Here is an 18,552-nt window from a genome sequence, read left to right on the forward strand (position 1 = left end):
ATAAATGCTTTCTTTTTATTATTTCAGAAATAAGGCATTATTTTTGATAATTAATCAATATAATGCCATAGAATGGATCACAAAAAGTGAGCATACAAGATCGAAAGAGAACACCATTATATAGGGTATCAAAAAAAAGAGAGAAGAATCAGAACTGCCGCCGTTTGGGCGGCGCCCGGCGACCCGGCTTGCGGCGGTTCGGGAGCTCGACCCGGCCGGTGGCAACCACGCCGGCGACCGCGACCACCGCCACGACCACGATCAGGATGAGCGCGATGATCCCGAGCGGCAGGCCCACCGGTTCAAGGGTCAGGACCACCGACTCGCCCGACGACCCGGCCTTCACCGCCGTCTCCTGCACGGCCTCATGATACCCGTCCATCGTACCGGTGATATTGTACGTGCCCGGCGCGAGGTCCAGCGAGAGCATGCCGGAGGAGGACGTGCTGCCCGCCGCCGCACCGTTCACGCAGATCTTCACCTCGCCGACCGGTTCGTGGGAGGGGTTCTCGACGAGCACCGAGACCGGGACCTTCGCACGCACCAGTTCGAAGACCAGGTCGGAAGTCCCCTCGCCGGTCTTGAGGCTCTTTGTCTGGCCGACATACCCGGAGGCACTCACTTCGAAACTATGGGTGCCGGCGACGACCGCATCGAGGTCGAGCCTTCCGAAGGCGTCGGTGGTGCCGGCATCCTTCCCGTCCACCACGACCTTTGCACCTGCAATCGGTTTCTTTTCCATGTCGAAGACCGAGACAAAGAGCGACGCGGTGGACTTCGTGAGCAGGATATCCTCGAGCACGACATTCTCACCCAGATGGACCTCTTTGCTGTACGTGAGATAGGAAGGATGGGTCACCTCGACGTCGTAGTAGCCGTCATCGTTGAGGACCATGGTCACCACTCCGTTGGCGTCGGTCGTGCCCACACTCTTCCCGTCGACCTTCACCGTCGCGCCGCCGATCGGGGAATTACTCTTGGCGTCCGCGACCCTGAAGGCGAACTGGCCCTCAGGGTAGAGCCAGTACTGCACACTTTTGGTATCACCGTCCACCTCGATCTCACGGGTGATCTCCGCATAGTCGTCGGCACTGATCTCGATCGAATACTCCTCCCCGTCTTCCAGGTCGAAGGACGCACAGCCGGCGGCATCGGTCCGTTCATAGTCGTCGAAGTCGGTCGACTGACCGGTGATGTCCACCCTCGCACCCTTGATCGGCTGGACCGTCCCGGCGTCGTACACCGAGACCGTGAAGTCCACGGTGCCGCGATCCATCCGCACGACCACCGAACGCTCGTCATCATCGATACGATCGTCCCAGTCTTCATATCCCGACTTCGTCACCTTGAGGGTGTAGCGACTGTTGCCGTCGTACTCATATGAAAACTCACCGTCTGAATCGGTCTTGCCCTCATAATGGTCGTTGATATAGACCGACGCACCCTTGATGTACGACCCGTCGTCCGCGTCCTTTACCGTGATATCGACGTCTGTGGCCTGCACCGCACTGCAGATCAGTGCCACGGCCACGACCCCGAGCATGAGATAGGTGAATATCGACCTCATCTTACTGCCCATACTGTTGTCCACCTCGTGTTGTCCAGTGCCGACCCGGCACGCGGTCGAGGAGCATCCCCTCGACAACGACCGGCATCAGGCGACGTCCTTCCTCTAGCGCCTTCTGGAGGCGCCACTTCCGGTCCGCATAGACCGTGATGATCGGTTCGCCGGCCTGCACGCGCGTTCCCTTCTTGGCATGGATGCAGACGCCCGCACCCTGGTCCTGGGGGGCGCCGGCAGCCCTGGCAAGGCTGATCAACGCCTTGTTGTTCAGTTCGATCACGTACCCGGTGGTGGGAGCGTTTACCACGTATTGGTACGTGCCAGGAACTATATCAGCTGCGGTCACCGCCGGGTTTCCGCCCTGGACCTCGATGATCTCTTTCATCTTGGCGAGGGCCTTGCCTGAGGCGAGGATATCCTGCGCCAGAGCGTAGCCCTGGCCCGGAGCCGCCTTCCCCGCCATCTCCAGAATGATCCCGGCGATGGAGAGGCTCTTCTGGATGAGAGAGTTCGGTTCGGTCGCCCCTTCCAGGACCGCGAGCGCCTCCTGCACCTCGACCTTCGGGCCGATGGTGCGCCCGACCAGGGACTCGCCGTAGGTGAGAGCGCATTCCACCCGCATCCCGAGACGTTCGCCGAGGTCGATGAACTCGCGGGCGAGACGGTGCCCCTCTTCCACGCTCGGCACCTTGGTCTGCACCCCCACCGGGATGTCGATCGCCACCAGATTCGCTCCCACCGCATACTTCTTGGCCATCACCGAAGCGAGCATCTGGCCCCGGGCGTCGATCTTGAAGGGATACTCGACGGTGATGAACCGGTCGTCGGCCGGAGCGATGTTCGTCGCCCCGCCCCAGACGATCACCCCGCCGACCTTCTCGGTCATCTGCTGCACCTCGGTGGCGGTGAACTCCACCGGGGCGAGCACCTCCATCAGGTCGGCGGTGCCGGCGGCGCCGGTGATCGCCCGCGAACTGGTCTTGGGGATCTTCAGGCCGGCGGCGGCGACGATCGGGACGACCAGCAGGGAGATCTTGTTGCCCGGCACCCCGCCGATGGAGTGTTTGTCCACGATCGGGTAGGAGGGAAAACGAAGCTGGTCGCCGGTGTCCACCATCGCCCTGGTGAGATACTCCACCTCGTCCATATCGAGGGGGTTGGTGTAGGTGGAGACGATGTAGGCGGTGAGTTCGCTGGGCGAGAGGTCGTCGGCGACGACGTCCTTGATGATCGCATAGGTCTCCTCCTTGTTCAGCCGCTGGCCGTCCATCTTCCGTTTGATGTAGGCGAGGCTTGCCGGACGGTCGGCGGCCCGCACCTCCACCTCGGCGCCGTCGAGGACGTCGACCCGCACCTGGGTCGGCCGGTAGACCCCGATCGTGCCGGGCCCGATGATCGTGGCGGTAGTGTCGACAAAGGCCGAGACCGTCTCGCCGGTGGCCAGGTTCTTCACCTCGACGCGGTCACCGTCCCGCACGCTGATCTCGCGGGCGTCGACGGCGTTCAGGAGGACGCCGCGGTTCCCGATATCGATCAGCCTGGTCGTGAGCTTCATGAGTAGAGAATATCTCTCCGCTCTCTAAAGAGTATCGGCCTGCGTCCCCGGATCGGAGTTTATTCGACCGGAGATCGGGATTGAATCAGTATAAAGAAGCGTGCAGAAAAAAAGGGGGAAGATTAGTGCCTGCGCATGACCAGGAACGCAACCGCACCAAGGCCAATCAGGGCCACAAGGGCACCGAAGCCGGGGGTCGGAGTCGCGGTGGGCTCGACCGGAGCGGTGGTGGTGGTCTGGACAGGAGCAGTGGTCGTGGGCTCGACCGGGGTCACAGTCTCAGTCGGCGTAACCGGGCCTTCAAGGACGTTGAAGGTAGCGCTGGTGCTGACATCAGCGTCCACGGACTCAACCGAGACAGTGTACTGGTCGGCCTTGAAGTCGGCAGCGTCGACTTCGTAGGACCACTTGTTGTAGTCATCGCCAGCCTCGACCTTCACCTGACCGGAGGCAGCGGAGAAGCCGGATGCCTGAGTCTTCTCGGTCGGCTTGAAGGAAGCGCCGCTGACATCAATGTTCAGGTCGTTCCCGACAGCCAGGTTGGTGGTGCCGGAGATGGTGAACTTGGTGCCGATGGACTGGTCACCGATGGCGTTGATGCCGATGAAAGCTTCCTCGATCTGGAAGGAGACCTTAGCGTAGGTGTCGTCACAGTTCGGGGAGTTGAGTGCGTCGATCAGCGCGGTCGCAGCCTCGGAGGCCGGAAGCTTGCCGAGGTCGATGAGGTTGCCGGTGGCGTCACGAATGACGTACTGCGTCGGGTTTGAAAGCCTGCCGGCAGCCACGGCGTCGTCAATCTCAGCCTGGGTGGCAGGACGGACGTTGAACACACCGTCGGTCATCGGGTGCTGGACAACGAGGAAGTACTGCCCGGTGGCGAGGTCCTCGGTCGTGTCGCGCTCAAGGGTGTACTCGAAGGTGCCATCGTCCTCGACGGTCTCAGAGACACCGAGGTCACGGTAGTTCTTGCCGAAGATCCAGACCTTGACGTTGTCGGGGTTGCCCTCAGCGACACCGGTCACCTTGAGCTCGTCGCCCCTGGCGACTCTGGACGCAACATCGTCGAGAGTCAGGAACGGCTTCTTCAGGTAGACACCGATGGTCTGGTACTTGACGCCCTTCAGGTTCTTCTTGTCGACGTTGAAGCCGTCGTCGTCGACGTCGGCGCTGACAGCGTAGACAGTGTAGGTACCGGAGTCAATGACGCCGCCGATGTTGGAGGTGTCCCAGCGGTACTCCCAGGTGTCGTCGGACTCGACCTGGCGGTGGACGTAGTTGCCCTGGCTCGCCCTGGCGGTGACGTCGTCAAGAGAGACGCCGTTCTCGTCGCCGAGGTTCGGGCCGGTCACGAAGAGGTAGACGTCCTTGCTGTCGGTGTTGGTACCGGAGAGCTTGATCTCCTCACCGAGGTAGTAGGTGCCTGCACCCTCAGCGGTGATGGTGACTTCACCCTCCTCGACCTTCACCTTGACATCGTCGTCCTTGGACGCATCGTCGGGGTCGACGATCTTGATGGTGAAGGAGCGGTCGTCAGTGCTGCTGTTGGTAGCGAACTCGATGGAACGGGTGCCACCAGCGGTGGTGGAGACGTTCGCGAAGGTGCCCGCGACCTTGGCCCTCTCACGGTTTGCCATGGCTGCCGCGTTGGCGTCCTTGCCGCCAACGAAGGTGTCGACAATAGTAACGCCGTTCTGACCCGACTTGAGGATCGGGTACTTGGCGGAGCTGATGGCCGCGTCCTTGATGTACACGAAGTACGTCTTCTTCGAGTCACCGCGGATGGTTATGGTGAAGGGGTTGTTCCTGATGACGTTCTCCTTGTTGGACTCGATGGAGACATCCACCGTACCGACGGTGAAGGTCGCTTCATTGGAGTCAGCAGCATAGTCGGAGAAACCAGCAGGGCTGTCCCAGACTGCCCGAACCGTGTAGGTGTCGGTGGTGAGGTCTCTGAGGTCGGCGTTGCCACCAACAAAGATCGTCGAGGCGTCAAGGTCGATCTTGTTGAGCTTCACGTCACCGATCTGGTAAAGGACGGCGCCGCCCGGAGTCTTCAACTCGATCTTGGCCTGGGCGAAATCAGCACCGTCGCGGTAGTTGGTACCGACCTTGCCGGAGCCGATCTTGAAGGCGATCTTGGTGTTCTGGGTCACAGTCTTGCCCGCAATGGAAGAAGACCTGTCGTTGTCCAGAACGACATCAAGGGTGAGCTTGGGTTCGCGGAGGTAGACCTTGGTGGTCGACTCCTGGGAGTCGCCCTCAGCGAAGTAGGTGCCGAAGTCGGTGGCATCATAGTCGTAGGTCGTCAGGTCAGTGATAATCCTGAAAGACCCATCGGCCTGCTTCGCAAGCTCAAACTGGTTAACCTGACCCTTTTCCGGGTTGTCTTCCTCGTACTTGGTCAGGAACTTAAGATCTTCTCCGAGCGCGGGATATACCGACGCGTTAAGTTCGGCGAAGTTGAGGTTGTTATTCTCCTCATACGCGAAGAAGGTGCCACCGGCGCCAATATTCCTCTCAGCGCTTGCCGGCATGACCAGCAGAGCTGCTGCAACGAGGAAGACGGCGGTGATCACCATCATCTTTGAAGTGCTCTTCATGCAATTCCTCCTTAATGTGAAACGTGGTGAGCACGACAACCCTACTTCGACAGGTGTCGAATTCGGATTCACCATGCCCAATACTCCGATTGCCGGAATATACGACATTATTAGGGTAACACTTAATATATCCTTTGTGGTCGACCCCGCATGATGGCGGGCGTCAGACGCACCAGAATTGCGCAAATTCAAATTTATTGGCGGATTTCAGGATTTCAGAGCGGCAACACCATGCCGCCCGGCGGCGTGCCGGGCATGACCGGGCCACAGAGGAAGAGGAGGGTGAAGGGACGTATCCGCTCTTCCCCTTCTCCTTCATTGTACGGATCTCGACCACCCCCCGCCGGTGAGAGCGCATGACCTCGTGGTTGAAGATGGTCGCCTGAAACCGGGGGGTAGCGAGGGTACAGAGATTACGGGAGTGATCGAGCGCACCCGGTCATCACTCAAATAATGAGGTCATCCCGAACCCCTCTGCCAGGATATGCGACTGGAAGAATTTTATGATGCACGCGTTGATCAGAAGTTTGTGCTGTCGCCTCCCGCTGATCTTCGTCCTGGGGGGTTCCGGGAGGTCTCACCCCGGCGGGAGAAAACAGTTTAGCATTCCTCATCCTCCAGGTGGGGCGGCACATCGGATCATCGCGCCCTCCCACACCATCGGCCGGGGGCGTTGCCCCCGCACCCCCGGGATGAAGATAGACACGCGCGGCAGCCGGATGGTGCCCCCACCCGGTGTCCCCTCCGTGGGGAGCACGGATCCGTGCACACCCCAAAAAAAACCCACAAGAATGCTCTCGACTCATGCATGGCGATCAGAGCCGCCGGGTGCAACGATACCCCCAGCACCTGCGCACCTCCACACGACCGCCGCCGGCACCCCCTGCGGCGCGCACCTCAACCCGTCATCACTCCGCCGGTCCACTCCCCCGGTTCATAGACCTCTTTTATCCCGAAAAAACCAGAGAATAACCCGGACACCCAACAAACGCCGGACTCGCCTGAAGTGTCCGGGATGAGAACAGGGCCTGGTCCAGCCGTCACCTTTTTCTTTGGTGACGTAGAACTTATAGAGGCCCATAGCCCGGTAGTGTAGCGGTCAATCATGGAGGACTCTGGATCCTCCGACAGCAGTTCGAATCTGCTCCGGGCTACTCCTTTTCCGACAGACTGATGCTTGAGCCGGTGCTATCGTCAGGCATGAAACGGCCGTACCTGGTCGGGGCAGGCGTCCGCTCCGACGACGAGAAGACCTTCCCGGCCCTGGCAGCGATGTACCACGCGGGCGAGATCGACCACATCCAGGTCCAGGTGAACCCCGAAGATCGGCAGACCTTCAAACGGCACATCGAGACGATCGCCGATGATGGAGTAAAGATCGTCGTGCACGCCCCCCACCACGGCCACGGCCTCAACCCCTGCGCACCGACGGCCTACGAGACCTGGTCGAAGGCCGAAGCGCGGGCATGGATGGAACTCTCCCTCGAAGAGACGACCGAGGCCGCGGACCTTACCGGCGCGGAGACGATCGTCCTCCACACCGGCCGATACCTCACCGGCAAGGAGGAGGAGGCGGCGGCCACCTTCGAGACCTTCCTCGACGAGTTCTTCGACCCCAGGTTCGTCCTCGAAAACCTCCCCTCGGTCTACGCAGACTACCCTCTCCTCGGCAACACCGCCGACGAACTCAAGAGCCTCGGCGGCGGGCGGATCCGCGGCTACTGCCTCGACTTCGCCCACCTCTTCTGCACGGCAAACTATCTGGGCGTCCCGTACGCCGAGATCCTCGCCCCCTTCGCCGACCTCCCCCTCCACCTCTTCCACCTCTCCAACAGCAGGCGGGGTTCGATCACCGACGAACACCTCGCCCTCGACCACCCCGATGGGGGCCTCGACTTTGCGGAGGTCGTCCCCTTCATCGCCGCGCACCCCGCAATCGAGACCAGTCTTGAGTACAAGGAGAACGATCCGGCGGTCTACGTGGCGCAGCTCAGGGCCTTCGACGCGCTCTACCGGGAACATATCTGAGAACAGCCCTGTAGAATCGGGCATGAGGCGTGAGCACGCCTCAAGCGTACGGGATGAATATTTCTCGTCGCTTGCTTCCTCTCTCTTTTCAAGACAAGAGAATCAGTGGAGACCCTGTTCCATCGCCGCCCCCACCTATCCTCGTCGTGGGGGGGCCTGGGGGCAACGCCCCCCGGCGCGAGATGACGGTGAAGAGTCTGTGATGAGGGCGGCACACCAGATCATCACGCCTTCCCGCACCATCCTGCCGGGGGCGTTGCCCCCGGAACCTTCAGGATTGCGATTGAAGCGAGGAAGGCAGAGGAATAATCGCTGAGAAGAGTCTCAATCCTGGGATTGATCGATGCTCCTGCACAAAAAAAGATCAGGCCAGGAAGGCCGCGAGCACCCCGCTGAGGAAGACCCCGTCGAAGGTGCCCGCGCCCCCGATGCTTACCACCGGAGCACCCAGTTCGCCGAGCCGCCTGAGGTTGAGGAGGTCGGCGCCGATGAGCGTCCCGAGCGTCCCCGAGATATAGGCGATCACCGGCGCGGCGATCACCGCCGCCTCGCCGCCGCCTGCAAAGAGCGAGAGGACGAGGGCGACGATGAGAGCGGCCAGCGGCGGGACGAAGAAGGGCGTGGCGATCCCGAGGCCTGGCACCGGGCGGGCCACCTGGTGGGTGACCAGGGTGACGATCAGCACCCCGACCAGGGCAAGGACAAAGACCGTGGACCCTCCAGGGATGAGCAGCGCACGACCCAGGAGGTAGACCGAGACAAGGGAGGGAATCAGCGCCCCGCCGAGGTTGATCGCCACCGTCGTCTCGGGCGCGACCTCGGGGATCCGGTAGACCCAGCCGTAAAAGGGGCTGTAGGTCTTTTCCATCCGCACCGGCCCACCGGTCTTGACCGTGGTGAGCGGGATGTTCACCAGGCTCCCGACCAGCGTGAAGAGGAGGAGGAGGAGCACCATAAGCGGCGAGAAACCGAGTTTGGCAAAGGCCGAACCGATGAGGCTGAGGAAGAGGAACGGGATCAGGAAGAGGAGGACAAGAAAGAGAAAACCGATCATCAGCAGGCTGAACGGATTGAAGAAACACCTGCGGGCCATGACAAAAAGAAGGTGGAGATCTTATTTCAGGGCTTCGCAGACGATGGCCGCATGGTCGCGGTGATAGGGTTCGAGCCAGCGCACATCCTTCACCGCAAGCCCGCCCTCCTCCAGCGCCCTTACGGCTTCTTCCGCAACTTCCCTGGGGTCCTTCCTGATGTCCACGCTCCTGGTCTTGAGCATCAGGATGAACGTCCCCCCCGGCCGAAGGAAGAGGAGGTTTGCGAGAGCGATCCGCACCTGGTCGGGCTGGGCCACGTCCTGGTAGACGAGATCCACCTCCTCGACGATCCCGCGGTAGGCCGCCGGCCGCCCGGCATCGGCCATGATCGGGACAATATTCTGCCGGGGCCTGCAGACCTCAAGGAGGTCCTGCATCGGCCGCGGCGCGAACTCCACCGCATAGGCCACCTCCACATAGTCGGCGACATGGGAGACCGTCGTGCCGTTGGCCGCCCCGAGGTACAGCACCCGCAGGCCGGGGGCGAGGTCGAAGTCGCCGCCCAGCATCGCATAGGCCGCGAACTTCGAGCGGTAGGGATCCCAGACACGGTACTCGCCGACCGTCCGTTCTCCATACACCCCGCCCTCGCCGCGCGAGACCAGGGCACCGTCAAGCCAGATCATGCCGACTCTCCTGCGGCGTCGATCCGTGCCTGTGCCTTCTCGAGGAATGCCTCGTCCGCCTCCCCGCGGTAATAGTCGATGCGCGCGGCGATGACCAGTTTGGCGGCAAGCACCCTGGCCACCCGCCCCCTGAGATTTTTGGGAGCGTTGTGAACACGCCGGTGCTGGAAGATCACGCCATGTTTCGGGGACGGGGCACTCCCGCGAATATGAGAGAAGAGGGCCGAACGTGCCCCGAGCACCTGCACCGTCGCCCCGGGCATCCTGGAGAGCGGGGCCAGACCGCCCGCGGCGGCCATCAACCTCGCCGCCACCAGGCCGCCGACGAGGGCGCTGGTGTTGGGGAGCACAATGTCGGCCTGCCTGGAGACGTCCCGCGCCAGACGCCGCCGCATCTCTCCGAGGGCATCGATCTCCCGACCCACCTGGCGCAGCGGCGGGGAACGACTCCGCATGATCTTGCCGCCGAGGGCCTTCCCGCCCCGCCGGTACTTCCTGGTGAACCCGGGGTCGATGACGGCCTGCCAGTCTACTGCACGTTCGAGGAGGAGGTTGATGACATGGTCGACCTCGTCCAGCGTCCTGACCATCTGGAGAAGTTCCATGTCCTTTGCCGAGAGTTCTTCCGCGACCCGCGCCCTGGCCAGGGCGATGCAGGCGGCCCTGAGCGAGGCGAGATATTCCTGCCGGTCGGAAACGGCGCCGCACTCCTCCGCCACCCTCCAGTCGGGGATGAGGAGTTCGGGGCCAAGGGCCCGGATCCGTCCTGCGAGGGCCTCGGGGTCGGACCCGGCCGGACTACACCGGCCACCGTCGAGGTCCCCGAACCAGTAGCGCTCCATGGTACAAGTGTGGGCATGCAGGGAGCATTAACATAGCAGGCGCGGAAGAGATCTACGGATAGGAATCTGACAGGCAATGATCATCGAGGGCATCATCTTCATCATCGGCATCGTTCTTCTGGTCAAGGGTGCGGACTATTTCGTCGGTGGGGGCAGCGGACTTGCGGCACGCTTCGGGGTCTCGGCGGCGACCATCGGGTTCACGGTCATCGCCTTCGGTACCTCGCTCCCCGAGTTCGTGGTGAGCGTGAACGCCATCATCGCCAATGACAGCGGGATCGCACTCGGCAACGTGCTGGGCAGCAACATCGCCAACATTGCGCTGGTCCTCGCTCTCTGCGCGATCATCAACCCGAAGATCGTCGGGAGCAGGGCGACCGCCGGGATGATGCTCAGAGAGACCGGGTTGATGCTCGCCGCCACCGTCGTCTTCCTCCTCCTCGCGATGCGAGGGGTCTTCGACGTCTGGGCCGGAGCCGCGATGCTCGTCGCCTTCGTCGTTATCCTCGCCCTTCTCTGGCGGGGCGGCGGGGCGCAGAACGATGAAGGAGAGGTCAGGTCGCACGGGAGACGGGACATCGCCCTCACCATCGGCGGACTGGTGGCCGTCGCCATCGGTGCGCAACTCGTCGTCGACACCTCGGTGGCGATCGCCACGTCCCTGGGCGTCCCGACCTTCATCATCGGGCTCTCGATGGTGGCGATCGGCACCTCGCTCCCGGAACTCGCGACCTCGCTCGTCGCGATCCTCAGAAACGAGGGCGGGATCTCGGTCGGGAACATCCTGGGTAGCAACATCTTCAACCTCCTCTTCGTGATGGGGGTTGGCGCCCTGATCAGCCCGGTGCTGATCGGGAACTTCACCGACGTCCTCGTCACCGCCGCCTTCTCCGCGGCAGTCATCCCCCTCTTTCTTCTGGGTGATCGGTTGACCCGGGTCTGGGCGGCGGGACTTCTCGGGGCATATGTCCTCTATATCGCCGCGACCTTCGGACTGATCTAGAAGGGGGCTCTGTTGGCCGTGTAGAATTGCTCATGAGGGGAAAGCACGCCTCAAGCAAACGGGATGAAAATATCATCTCAGAACTGGATCGATTCTTGATCCTCATCCTTGCGTCCGAGGAGTGAATCGAAGTTGAGCATCATACCGCCCCTCCGCTATCTTCGTCGTGGGGGGTCCGGGGGGCAAGGCCCCCCGGCGCGAGATGGCAGGGAGATCTCGACGATTGGGGGCGGCCGATCCATCAGAAGAATTTTCTATCCTCTGCGTATCGGCTTCAACGGGATATGGCGAGTTCAAACTCTCATGCAAACCTGAAGAGACGGTCGTCAGGATCATTTTCATTGTAATTCCTCTTCAGGAGGAGGGCACGACCCTCTTCACGATCAACCTTCTGCCTTCCCATCCAATCGCCATCCCGGGGGTCCGGGGGCAGAGCCCCCGGCGCGAGTGGGGGGAAGGTGTGATGATCACAGGCGACCCCGATCACAGAATCTTCACTGTCGTCTCGCATCGGGGGGCATTGCCCCCTGACCCCCACGGAGCGGGATGAAAGAACTCAACAGAACTTAAAAAACCACCAGCCCGAGGGAGGAGAGGATGACCGGGACCATCACCGCCCCCATACAGGAGACCCTCCTCACCTGAACCAGTCCTGGGACCGTCCCGACCAGGGTCGCCGCCGCAAGGACGAAGAGCCCGAAGGGCCCGCAGAGAAGAAACGAGAGGACGACGACCGAGAGGACCACGGCGGTGTGGAGGGGGCCGAGTTTCACCCGGGCAAAGAGGGCGGCCGCACCCGAACAGAAGAGCGTGAGGAGATAGGCGATGGTCGCAGCGATGGCCGCGACGAGGAGGAGGAGCGAGAGTGGCGGGAGGTCGAAGGTGGCGAGGGCGACCATCACCCCGTTTCGTGTCCTGCCAAGAGCGTACAGGGCCGAAAGGCCGAGAAAGGCGTTGGCGGTGTTCGCAGCGCTGGTGGCAAGAAGATAGCCCCGCCGGTCCTGGCCATAGTCGATGACCGAGGCGAGGAGGGCGTTGGCGGTCGCATTGGAGAGACCGGGAAGCCACCCGACGACCGCCCCCGCGACCGACCCGGTGAAGGAGCAGCGCAGCACCTCTCGTCTCTCCGGGTACGAGACTGCACCGCCCTGTGCAGGCATCCGACCGCCACTCGCGGAGAGGATGACTGCCACCCCGAAGAGGCCGGAGAGGAGGGGCATCAGGACCGAGGTGCCCCCGTGCCAGGCAAGGAAGGAGTACCTGAAGACGAACAGTCCAAGGAGACCGGAGACCAGGAAGACAGCGGCCGACCATTCGGGTGACTCGGAGAAGACGACCAGAGAACAGGCGACGACAAGAAGCAGAAGCCCGATCCCCCAGTCGATCGCGGACTGCATGAGCGGAAGGATAACGAGGAAGAGAAGAGCGAGGGGAAGAGCCCAGGCAACGGCACTGGCGCTCCCGAGCGCGGAGATCCGCACCGCCTCCGCACCCCGCCCCTCCATACAGAGAGCATGGGCCGGAAGCACCATCACCGCGGTGTCCGCGTCCGGCACCCCCAGGAAGGTGGACGGGACGCAGTCCAGAAAGGTATGGGTGACGAGGGCGGCGACGAGCGCGGCGGCAAGGGCTTCGGCCCCCAGGGTGACGGCCAGGACCGGGGAGAGGGAGAGGAGGAGGGCGGCCATGGTGTTGACATGCACGCCGGGCACCAGTCCGCTGACCGTTCCCAGCGCCACTCCCACCAGGGTCCCGAGGAGGAGGGAGGCGAGCACAGAGGAGACTCGGGGGCCGGGTATATAAAATCCACGGGCCTGGAGGGAAACGGTGATATTCAGGCCGCACCGAACATTCCTCCGATGTTGATCGCGATCACCCGGCTCCCTGAAAAGGCGGGGAGGGACGCCGCCCTCTGTGCCGAGTTCGGCCATGAGTGTTATACCGTCTCGCCACTCAGGGCCGAACTCATCGAAGATGCAATCGCCCGGTTCGTGGCCGAAGCGAACCAGGGCGCCTTCGACTGCATCTTCTTCACCAGCGCCCTCCCGGCAGAGGTCATCGCCCCGAAACTCTCGCTCCCCGACGGGGTGAGGAGCGTCGCCATCGGTCCGCAGACGGCGCGGACCCTTGCGCGGCACGGGATAGAGGCCGAGACCCTTCCTTCCTTCTACTCGGCCGACTTCGCCCCGTACCTGGGCGAATGGCTGGCAGGGCGGCGGGTCGGGATCCCGCGGGCCGCGGTCCCGAACCCCGGCCTCCTGGAGGCGATCCGGTCGGCCGGCGGGGAGGCGTGCGAGTACCCCTCCTATCACCTCGTCCCGTCTGGCGAGGCGCTCGACACCGGCCGGGCCGACGCGGTTCTTTTCACCAGCGCCTCCTCGTTCAGGGAGGCGAGGTGGACGCGACGTCCCGGGCAGGTCGTCGCCGCCATCGGTCGGGTGACGGCCGCGGCGATGGAGGAGATCCCCCCCGACGTCGTCGGGGACGGGTCCCTTGCCGGGACGCTGGCGGCGCTGAACAGATGGACCGAGGAGGAGAGCACCCATGCCTGAACGCCGGAGAGTCGCCGGCGTGCCCGCCGCCGGACTGGTCGTCGTCGACAAACCGCAGGGACCGTCCAGCCATCAGGTCTCTGCCTGGGTCGGGGAGATGCTCGGCGTGCCGATCGGGCATGCCGGGACCCTGGACCCGATGGTCTCGGGGGTGCTGGTGATCATGATCGGCCCGGCGGTCAGACTCGCCCCCGTCCTTCTCAAGGAGCGCAAGGAGTACGTCTGCGCCATGCGCCTCCACGGCGATGTGCCTGCGGAGATGGTCGAGGAGGTCGCAAAGGAGTTCACCGGCCGGATCTACCAGCGCCCACCGCGACGGAGTGCGGTGAAGCGGAGCCTGCGGATCAGGAAGATCTACGAACTCGAAGTTCTCGACATCGACGGGAGGCTTGTCCTCTTCAGGGTGGTCTGCGACGCCGGGACATATATCAGGTCGCTCTGTCACCACCTGGGCCTGGCACTCGGGACCGGCGCCCACATGCAGGAGCTCCGCCGGACCCGTTCGGGTGAGTTCACCGAAGAGAACGCACACTCCCTCCATGACCTCAGGGACGCTGTCGTAGCCGCAGAAGAAGGGGACACGTCGGCACTCGAAGCCCTGATCCTCCCGGCCGCCGCGGGGATCGGGGACCTCCACCGGGTGGTGGTGCGGGACACCGCGGTCGACGCCCTCTGTCACGGGGCCGTCCTCGCCGGGGTGGGCGTGCTCTCAAAGACAAAGTACAAAAAAGGCGAGATGGTCGCGGTGCTCACCGGGAAGGGCGAACTGATCTGTCTGGGCGAGGCACTCACCGACGCCGACGCCTACGAGCCCGGGCAGACCGGTCTGGTCGTCGCCCCGCGGACGGTGATGATGCCGCCCGGCACCTACCCCACGCACTGGACCAGCAGGCCCCAGCAGAAAAAAGGATAGCATTAAAACACGGGGGCACAAATAGTATAAGGCACGTGCTGAGGTAGTCTAGTGGTAGGGCGCGGGCCTGGAAAGCCCGTGGGGCGTTGAGCCCCTCGGGAGTTCAAATCTCCCCCTCAGCGTTTTGAAACAAGTTCGATTCTTTTCTTTTTCGGCTTTGTAGAATCAGGCATGAACCTGGGGTTCAAGCATACGCGATGAAAATTTCTCGTCGTTTGCTCTCTCTCTTTTCAAGACAGGAGAATCGGTGGAGACCTCAATCCATCGCCGCCCCCACCTATCTTCGTCGTGGGGGTCCAGGGTTTTCCCCCGGCGCGAGATTGCGGGAAAAATTTGGCGATTTCGGGCGGCCAATCTATCAGAGGAATTTTCTATCCTCTGCGTATAGACTTCAAAGGGATATGGCGAGTTCAAACTCTCATGCAAACCTGAAGAGATGATCGTCAGGATCATTTTCATGGTAAATCATCTTGGTGGTTCTATTCGACGGGGGGCTTGCCGCCCCCCGAACCCCCTGCGCGAAGATAGGCGGTGGACTGCAACCCCCTTTCATGGTCATTTCTCCGCCTTCCGCCCCAATCTTCATCTCGGGGGTCCGGGGGCTCTCCCCCGGTGTGAGCATGAGGGAAGGCGATGGATTCAGTTCACGGGGGGGTTGAGGGGATGAAAAGAGGATGGTTTCTACAGAGCCCCTTTTTCCGGTGTTCGATCAGGATCATTTCATCCCCTGATCATGGCATCACCTTCATCCCGTTAGACGCCAAGAAGAGGAACATGGATATCCCTGCCGAAGGTTTTGCAGAGGTGCCCGGCGGACGGGTTGCGTACTCTTTCGCCGGGGCAGAACAGAGCGGCACTCCGCTCCTCGCCCTCCACGGCGGTCCCGGCTGCACATGGGACTATCTCGCACCCCTCGCCTCGCTTGGAGGGAGACCAGTAGTCTTCTACGACCAGCTCGGCTGCGGGAACTCGGACCGCCCGGCTGACTCATCCCTCTGGACGCTGGAACGCGCGGTGGACGAACTCGCAGCGGTGCGGGAGGAGCTCGGCCTCGACCGCGTCCACATCCTCGGCCAGTCCTGGGGGACGATGCTCGCCGTCGAGTACATGCTCACGTCTCGCCCCGCAGGGGTGGAAAGTCTCGTTCTCTCCGCGCCCTGCCTCTCCGCCTCGCGATGGGCCGCAGACGGGCGAAGATATCTTCAGGCCCTCCCCGAACCCCACAGGCAGGCGATCCTCCGCGCCGAAGAGGCGGGCGTCTACGACGACCCCACATACCAGGAGGCGATGATGGCCTATTACCGCCTCCACGTATGCCGCCTCGATCCCTGGCCTGAGTGCCTGACGAGGACATTCGAACGCCTGAACACCGAGATCTACCTGCAGATGTGGGGCCCGAGCGAATTCACCATCACCGGAAGCCTCAGGGACTTCGAGCGTGCCGGACGACTCCGTGAGATCACGGTGCCCACGCTCTTCACCTGCGGGGAGTTCGATGAGGCGACTCCCGCGACGACGGCATACTACCACCACATGATGCCCAGGTCTGAGATCGCCGTCTTCGAGGGGGCGGCGCACGAGCATCACCTGGAAAATACCGGGGAGTATCTTGCCGTCGTCAGGGCTTTTCTTTCCAGGGCCGAAGGAAGGGCGGAGCCCGGTCGATGCTGATGGAGCCCGACCAAATCCTCCCGGCCGAGAGCCCCGACCTTGCCCGCACCATCGCCGCCCTCGCCAACAGCGGCGGGGGAACGATCTTCATCCGCGGGGATACCGATACGGCTCGGGCCGCCCTTATGGACGCCCTCAGGGCGATCGTGCCGATGCCGACCTGTCCCGACGAAGACGCCGCCGCCCGCCCGGCACACCAGGGGATCGCCCGTCCGCCTGAAGTTTCGATTCATACGCCAGGGGAGCGGGAGAACGGTCTGCCGGTCACGGTCACGCCCGGCGCATCTCTCTGCACCGTGGACGGAGTGGTGCCGGTCTTCGAGGATGGGACAGTCAGGCCCCTCAGCCTCACCGAGGTAGTCAGGCGGGCGGGTTCGGGAGGATGACTCATATATCTCCACGCCAAGATGGGGATGGTGATGGCAGGTGCGTGAAGCAGTACGAACCGAGATCGATGATCTGATCAGCCGCAAGCTCCCGGCGCTCGTCGCCCTTTACCAGGACTTCCATGCCGACCCCGAACTCTCCGGGGAGGAGGTGCAGACCGCACGGCAACTCGCCGGAGAACTCGAGGCCGCAGGCATCACGGTTACCATGGAGATCGGCGGGCACGGCCTCATCGGGGTGCTCGAGAACGGCCCCGGCCCCGTGATGATGCTCAGGGCCGACATGGACGCCCTGCCGGTTCAGGAGGAGACCGGGCTCCCGTATGCGAGCAGGCGTCCGGGGGTGATGCATGCCTGCGGCCACGACATCAATATGACTGCCCTCGTCGGGGCCGCCGGGGTGCTCGCCAGCGTGCGGGAGGCATGGTCCGGGACGCTCCTCTTCGTCGGTCAGCCCGCCGAGGAGACGGTCGCAGGGGCGCGAGCGATGCTCAGGGACGGCCTGTTCACCAGGTTCCCACGACCGACGTGTGCCGTCGCCGTCCACGCCGGCCCGGACATCCCGTCCGGGATGATCGGGACACGGAGCGGCGTCCTCTCGGCCGGCGGCGAGTCGATCGACATCACCGTCAGGGGGGTCGGCGGGCACGCCGCCCACCCCGACCAGGCGAAGGACCCCGTCGTCATCGCCGCCGAGACCATCCTCGCCCTCCAGACGATCAGGTCCAGGGAGATCAGCCCGAACGAGTTCTTCGTGCTCACCGTCGCCGCCGTCCACGGCGGGAGCAAGCACAACACCATCCCTGACGAGGTGACGATGAAGGCGAACCTCCGCTATCACCATCATCCGGTCAGGGAACAGGGGCTTGAGGCCGTCCGCCGGATCGCCGCGGGGGCCGCCAGAACCGCCGGCGTCCCCGAGGATCTGATGCCGGTGGTCACGGTCATCGACGAGTCGGTGCCCCCCCTGGTCACCGACGCCGGCCTCACCGGGCGGTGCAGTCTTGCGGTGGAGGAAATGCTCGGCGAGGGGAGTGTCATCGAGATCCCGCCGCTCTCAGGAAGCGAGGACTTCGCCGTCTATGGCCAGGAAGGGGTGCCGCTCGTCTACTTCAGGGTCGGGACGATGCTCGGCGAAAAGCCCGGGCCGTACCTGCATTCTTCACGCTTCGCGCCGGACCAGACTGCGGCGATCAGATACGCAACGCTGGTTCTCGTCGCCTCGGCCCTCGCCTGCACCGGGAAGGAATGACGGGGGGCGCGGGACCGGAAGGGGCGACCCGGACCCGACAGGAATACGCCCATATCAACCTCCGTTTCGGGATCGCTTCCCTCGATCCGGGCATGGATTGAAGAGATTTGAGAATCCCGGAAGAACAACGTCCTTTCAGGAATCGGGGGGCAGATCCCGGGTCCAAATCGCCCCTTTGTTGCTCCTTCCGAGTGCAAAAGGTATTCCAACTCCTCTCAGTGCCGTCGGGGGCGAATATGACCGGCCATAGCTCCCCCATCCGGCCGGCAATCCGGACGATTTTTGAGGAATTCTGCGAGATTGGAGTCGTTAGAATCAGGGATGAATCGCGGGTCCATGCCGAATTCTATGGGGCCGTTTAATCGTCGTCTTCGCTCCAACCCTGATGCAGGGGGACCGGAAGGCGGCGACGGATCGGAAGGTGACGGCACGACCTCAAAGACTATCATGCGTGCGGCAGAGTCTG

14 protein-coding genes and 2 tRNA genes are annotated in these 18,552 nt (G+C 63.0%); 9 read left to right on the top strand and 7 right to left on the bottom strand.

Annotation, left to right across the window (positions count from 1 at the left end; translation table 11 throughout):
- Nucleotides 1-148: 148 nt before the first annotated feature.
- From E2N92_RS06580 to E2N92_RS06590, 3 genes are all read right to left on the bottom strand, one after another.
- Complete coding sequence (locus E2N92_RS06580) at nt 149-1,579, bottom strand: carboxypeptidase regulatory-like domain-containing protein (RefSeq protein WP_220682885.1); 1,431 nt, start codon at nt 1,577-1,579, stop codon at nt 149-151.
- Entirely contained in the window at nt 1,569-3,119 is a 1,551-nt protein-coding gene (locus tag E2N92_RS06585) for an AMP phosphorylase (protein ID WP_220682886.1), read from the bottom strand. Before E2N92_RS06585 ends, E2N92_RS06580 begins: the two co-directional genes overlap by 11 nt.
- Nucleotides 3,120-3,241: 122 nt before the next feature.
- A complete protein-coding gene (locus E2N92_RS06590; RefSeq protein WP_343222870.1) occupies nt 3,242-5,827 on the bottom strand; it encodes an MEMAR_RS02690 family S-layer glycoprotein in 2,586 nt (861 codons plus the stop codon).
- Nucleotides 5,828-6,800: 973 nt separating this feature from the next.
- On the opposite strand from E2N92_RS06590, the gene E2N92_RS06600 reads away from it, so the two are divergent.
- Both E2N92_RS06600 and E2N92_RS06605 read left to right on the top strand, forming a co-directional pair.
- A tRNA-Gln gene (locus E2N92_RS06600) sits at nt 6,801-6,873 on the top strand.
- A 46-nt stretch (nt 6,874-6,919) separates the two neighbouring features.
- Nucleotides 6,920-7,747 (top strand): TIM barrel protein, encoded by an 828-nt coding sequence (locus E2N92_RS06605; RefSeq protein ID WP_220682889.1) that lies wholly within the window; start codon nt 6,920-6,922, stop codon nt 7,745-7,747.
- 364 nt (nt 7,748-8,111) lie between these two features.
- Here E2N92_RS06605 and E2N92_RS06610 read toward each other — a convergent pair whose 3' ends face one another.
- Genes E2N92_RS06610 through E2N92_RS06620 form a run of 3 tightly spaced genes read right to left on the bottom strand, consistent with a single transcriptional unit; the run spans nt 8,112 to nt 10,309 of the window.
- Nucleotides 8,112-8,840, bottom strand: coding sequence for a DUF1614 domain-containing protein (locus E2N92_RS06610; RefSeq protein WP_220682890.1), 729 nt, complete (start codon nt 8,838-8,840; stop codon nt 8,112-8,114).
- Between the two features lie 21 nt (nt 8,841-8,861).
- Nucleotides 8,862-9,467: a fibrillarin-like rRNA/tRNA 2'-O-methyltransferase gene (locus E2N92_RS06615; RefSeq protein WP_220682891.1), complete on the bottom strand. Its 606-nt coding sequence runs from the start codon at nt 9,465-9,467 to the stop codon at nt 8,862-8,864.
- Nucleotides 9,464-10,309: an NOP5/NOP56 family protein gene (locus tag E2N92_RS06620; protein ID WP_220682892.1), complete on the bottom strand. Its 846-nt coding sequence runs from the start codon at nt 10,307-10,309 to the stop codon at nt 9,464-9,466. The genes E2N92_RS06615 and E2N92_RS06620 overlap by 4 nt, the downstream gene beginning before the upstream one ends.
- Nucleotides 10,310-10,385: 76 nt before the next feature.
- On the opposite strand from E2N92_RS06620, the gene E2N92_RS06625 reads away from it, so the two are divergent.
- Nucleotides 10,386-11,312: a calcium/sodium antiporter gene (locus tag E2N92_RS06625; protein WP_220682893.1), complete on the top strand. Its 927-nt coding sequence runs from the start codon at nt 10,386-10,388 to the stop codon at nt 11,310-11,312.
- A gap of 566 nt (nt 11,313-11,878) precedes the next feature.
- On the opposite strand, the gene E2N92_RS06630 is transcribed toward E2N92_RS06625, so the two are convergent.
- Entirely contained in the window at nt 11,879-13,087 is a 1,209-nt protein-coding gene (locus E2N92_RS06630) for a tripartite tricarboxylate transporter permease (protein ID WP_220682894.1), read from the bottom strand.
- A gap of 84 nt (nt 13,088-13,171) precedes the next feature.
- On the opposite strand from E2N92_RS06630, the gene E2N92_RS06635 reads away from it, so the two are divergent.
- The 6 genes from E2N92_RS06635 to E2N92_RS06660 all read left to right on the top strand — a co-directional run bounded on the left by E2N92_RS06635 (nt 13,172) and on the right by E2N92_RS06660 (nt 18,086).
- Nucleotides 13,172-13,864, top strand: coding sequence for a uroporphyrinogen-III synthase (locus E2N92_RS06635; protein ID WP_220682895.1), 693 nt, complete (start codon nt 13,172-13,174; stop codon nt 13,862-13,864).
- A complete protein-coding gene (locus E2N92_RS06640) occupies nt 13,857-14,777 on the top strand; it encodes an RNA-guided pseudouridylation complex pseudouridine synthase subunit Cbf5 (protein WP_220682896.1) in 921 nt (306 codons plus the stop codon). The genes E2N92_RS06635 and E2N92_RS06640 overlap by 8 nt, the downstream gene beginning before the upstream one ends.
- 37 nt (nt 14,778-14,814) lie before the next feature.
- Nucleotides 14,815-14,899 (top strand) — tRNA-Ser (locus tag E2N92_RS06645).
- 652 nt (nt 14,900-15,551) lie between these two features.
- Entirely contained in the window at nt 15,552-16,448 is an 897-nt protein-coding gene (locus E2N92_RS06650) for a proline iminopeptidase-family hydrolase (protein WP_246589346.1), read from the top strand.
- Nucleotides 16,448-16,834: an ATP-binding protein gene (locus E2N92_RS06655; RefSeq protein WP_220682897.1), complete on the top strand. Its 387-nt coding sequence runs from the start codon at nt 16,448-16,450 to the stop codon at nt 16,832-16,834. The genes E2N92_RS06650 and E2N92_RS06655 overlap by 1 nt, the downstream gene beginning before the upstream one ends.
- A 40-nt stretch (nt 16,835-16,874) precedes the next feature.
- Complete coding sequence (locus E2N92_RS06660; RefSeq protein WP_220682898.1) at nt 16,875-18,086, top strand: M20 metallopeptidase family protein; 1,212 nt, start codon at nt 16,875-16,877, stop codon at nt 18,084-18,086.
- Nucleotides 18,087-18,552: the final 466 nt, after the last annotated feature.

The sequence above is a fragment of the Methanofollis formosanus genome (assembly GCF_019633745.1).
GTDB lineage: Archaea > Halobacteriota > Methanomicrobia > Methanomicrobiales > Methanofollaceae > Methanofollis > Methanofollis formosanus.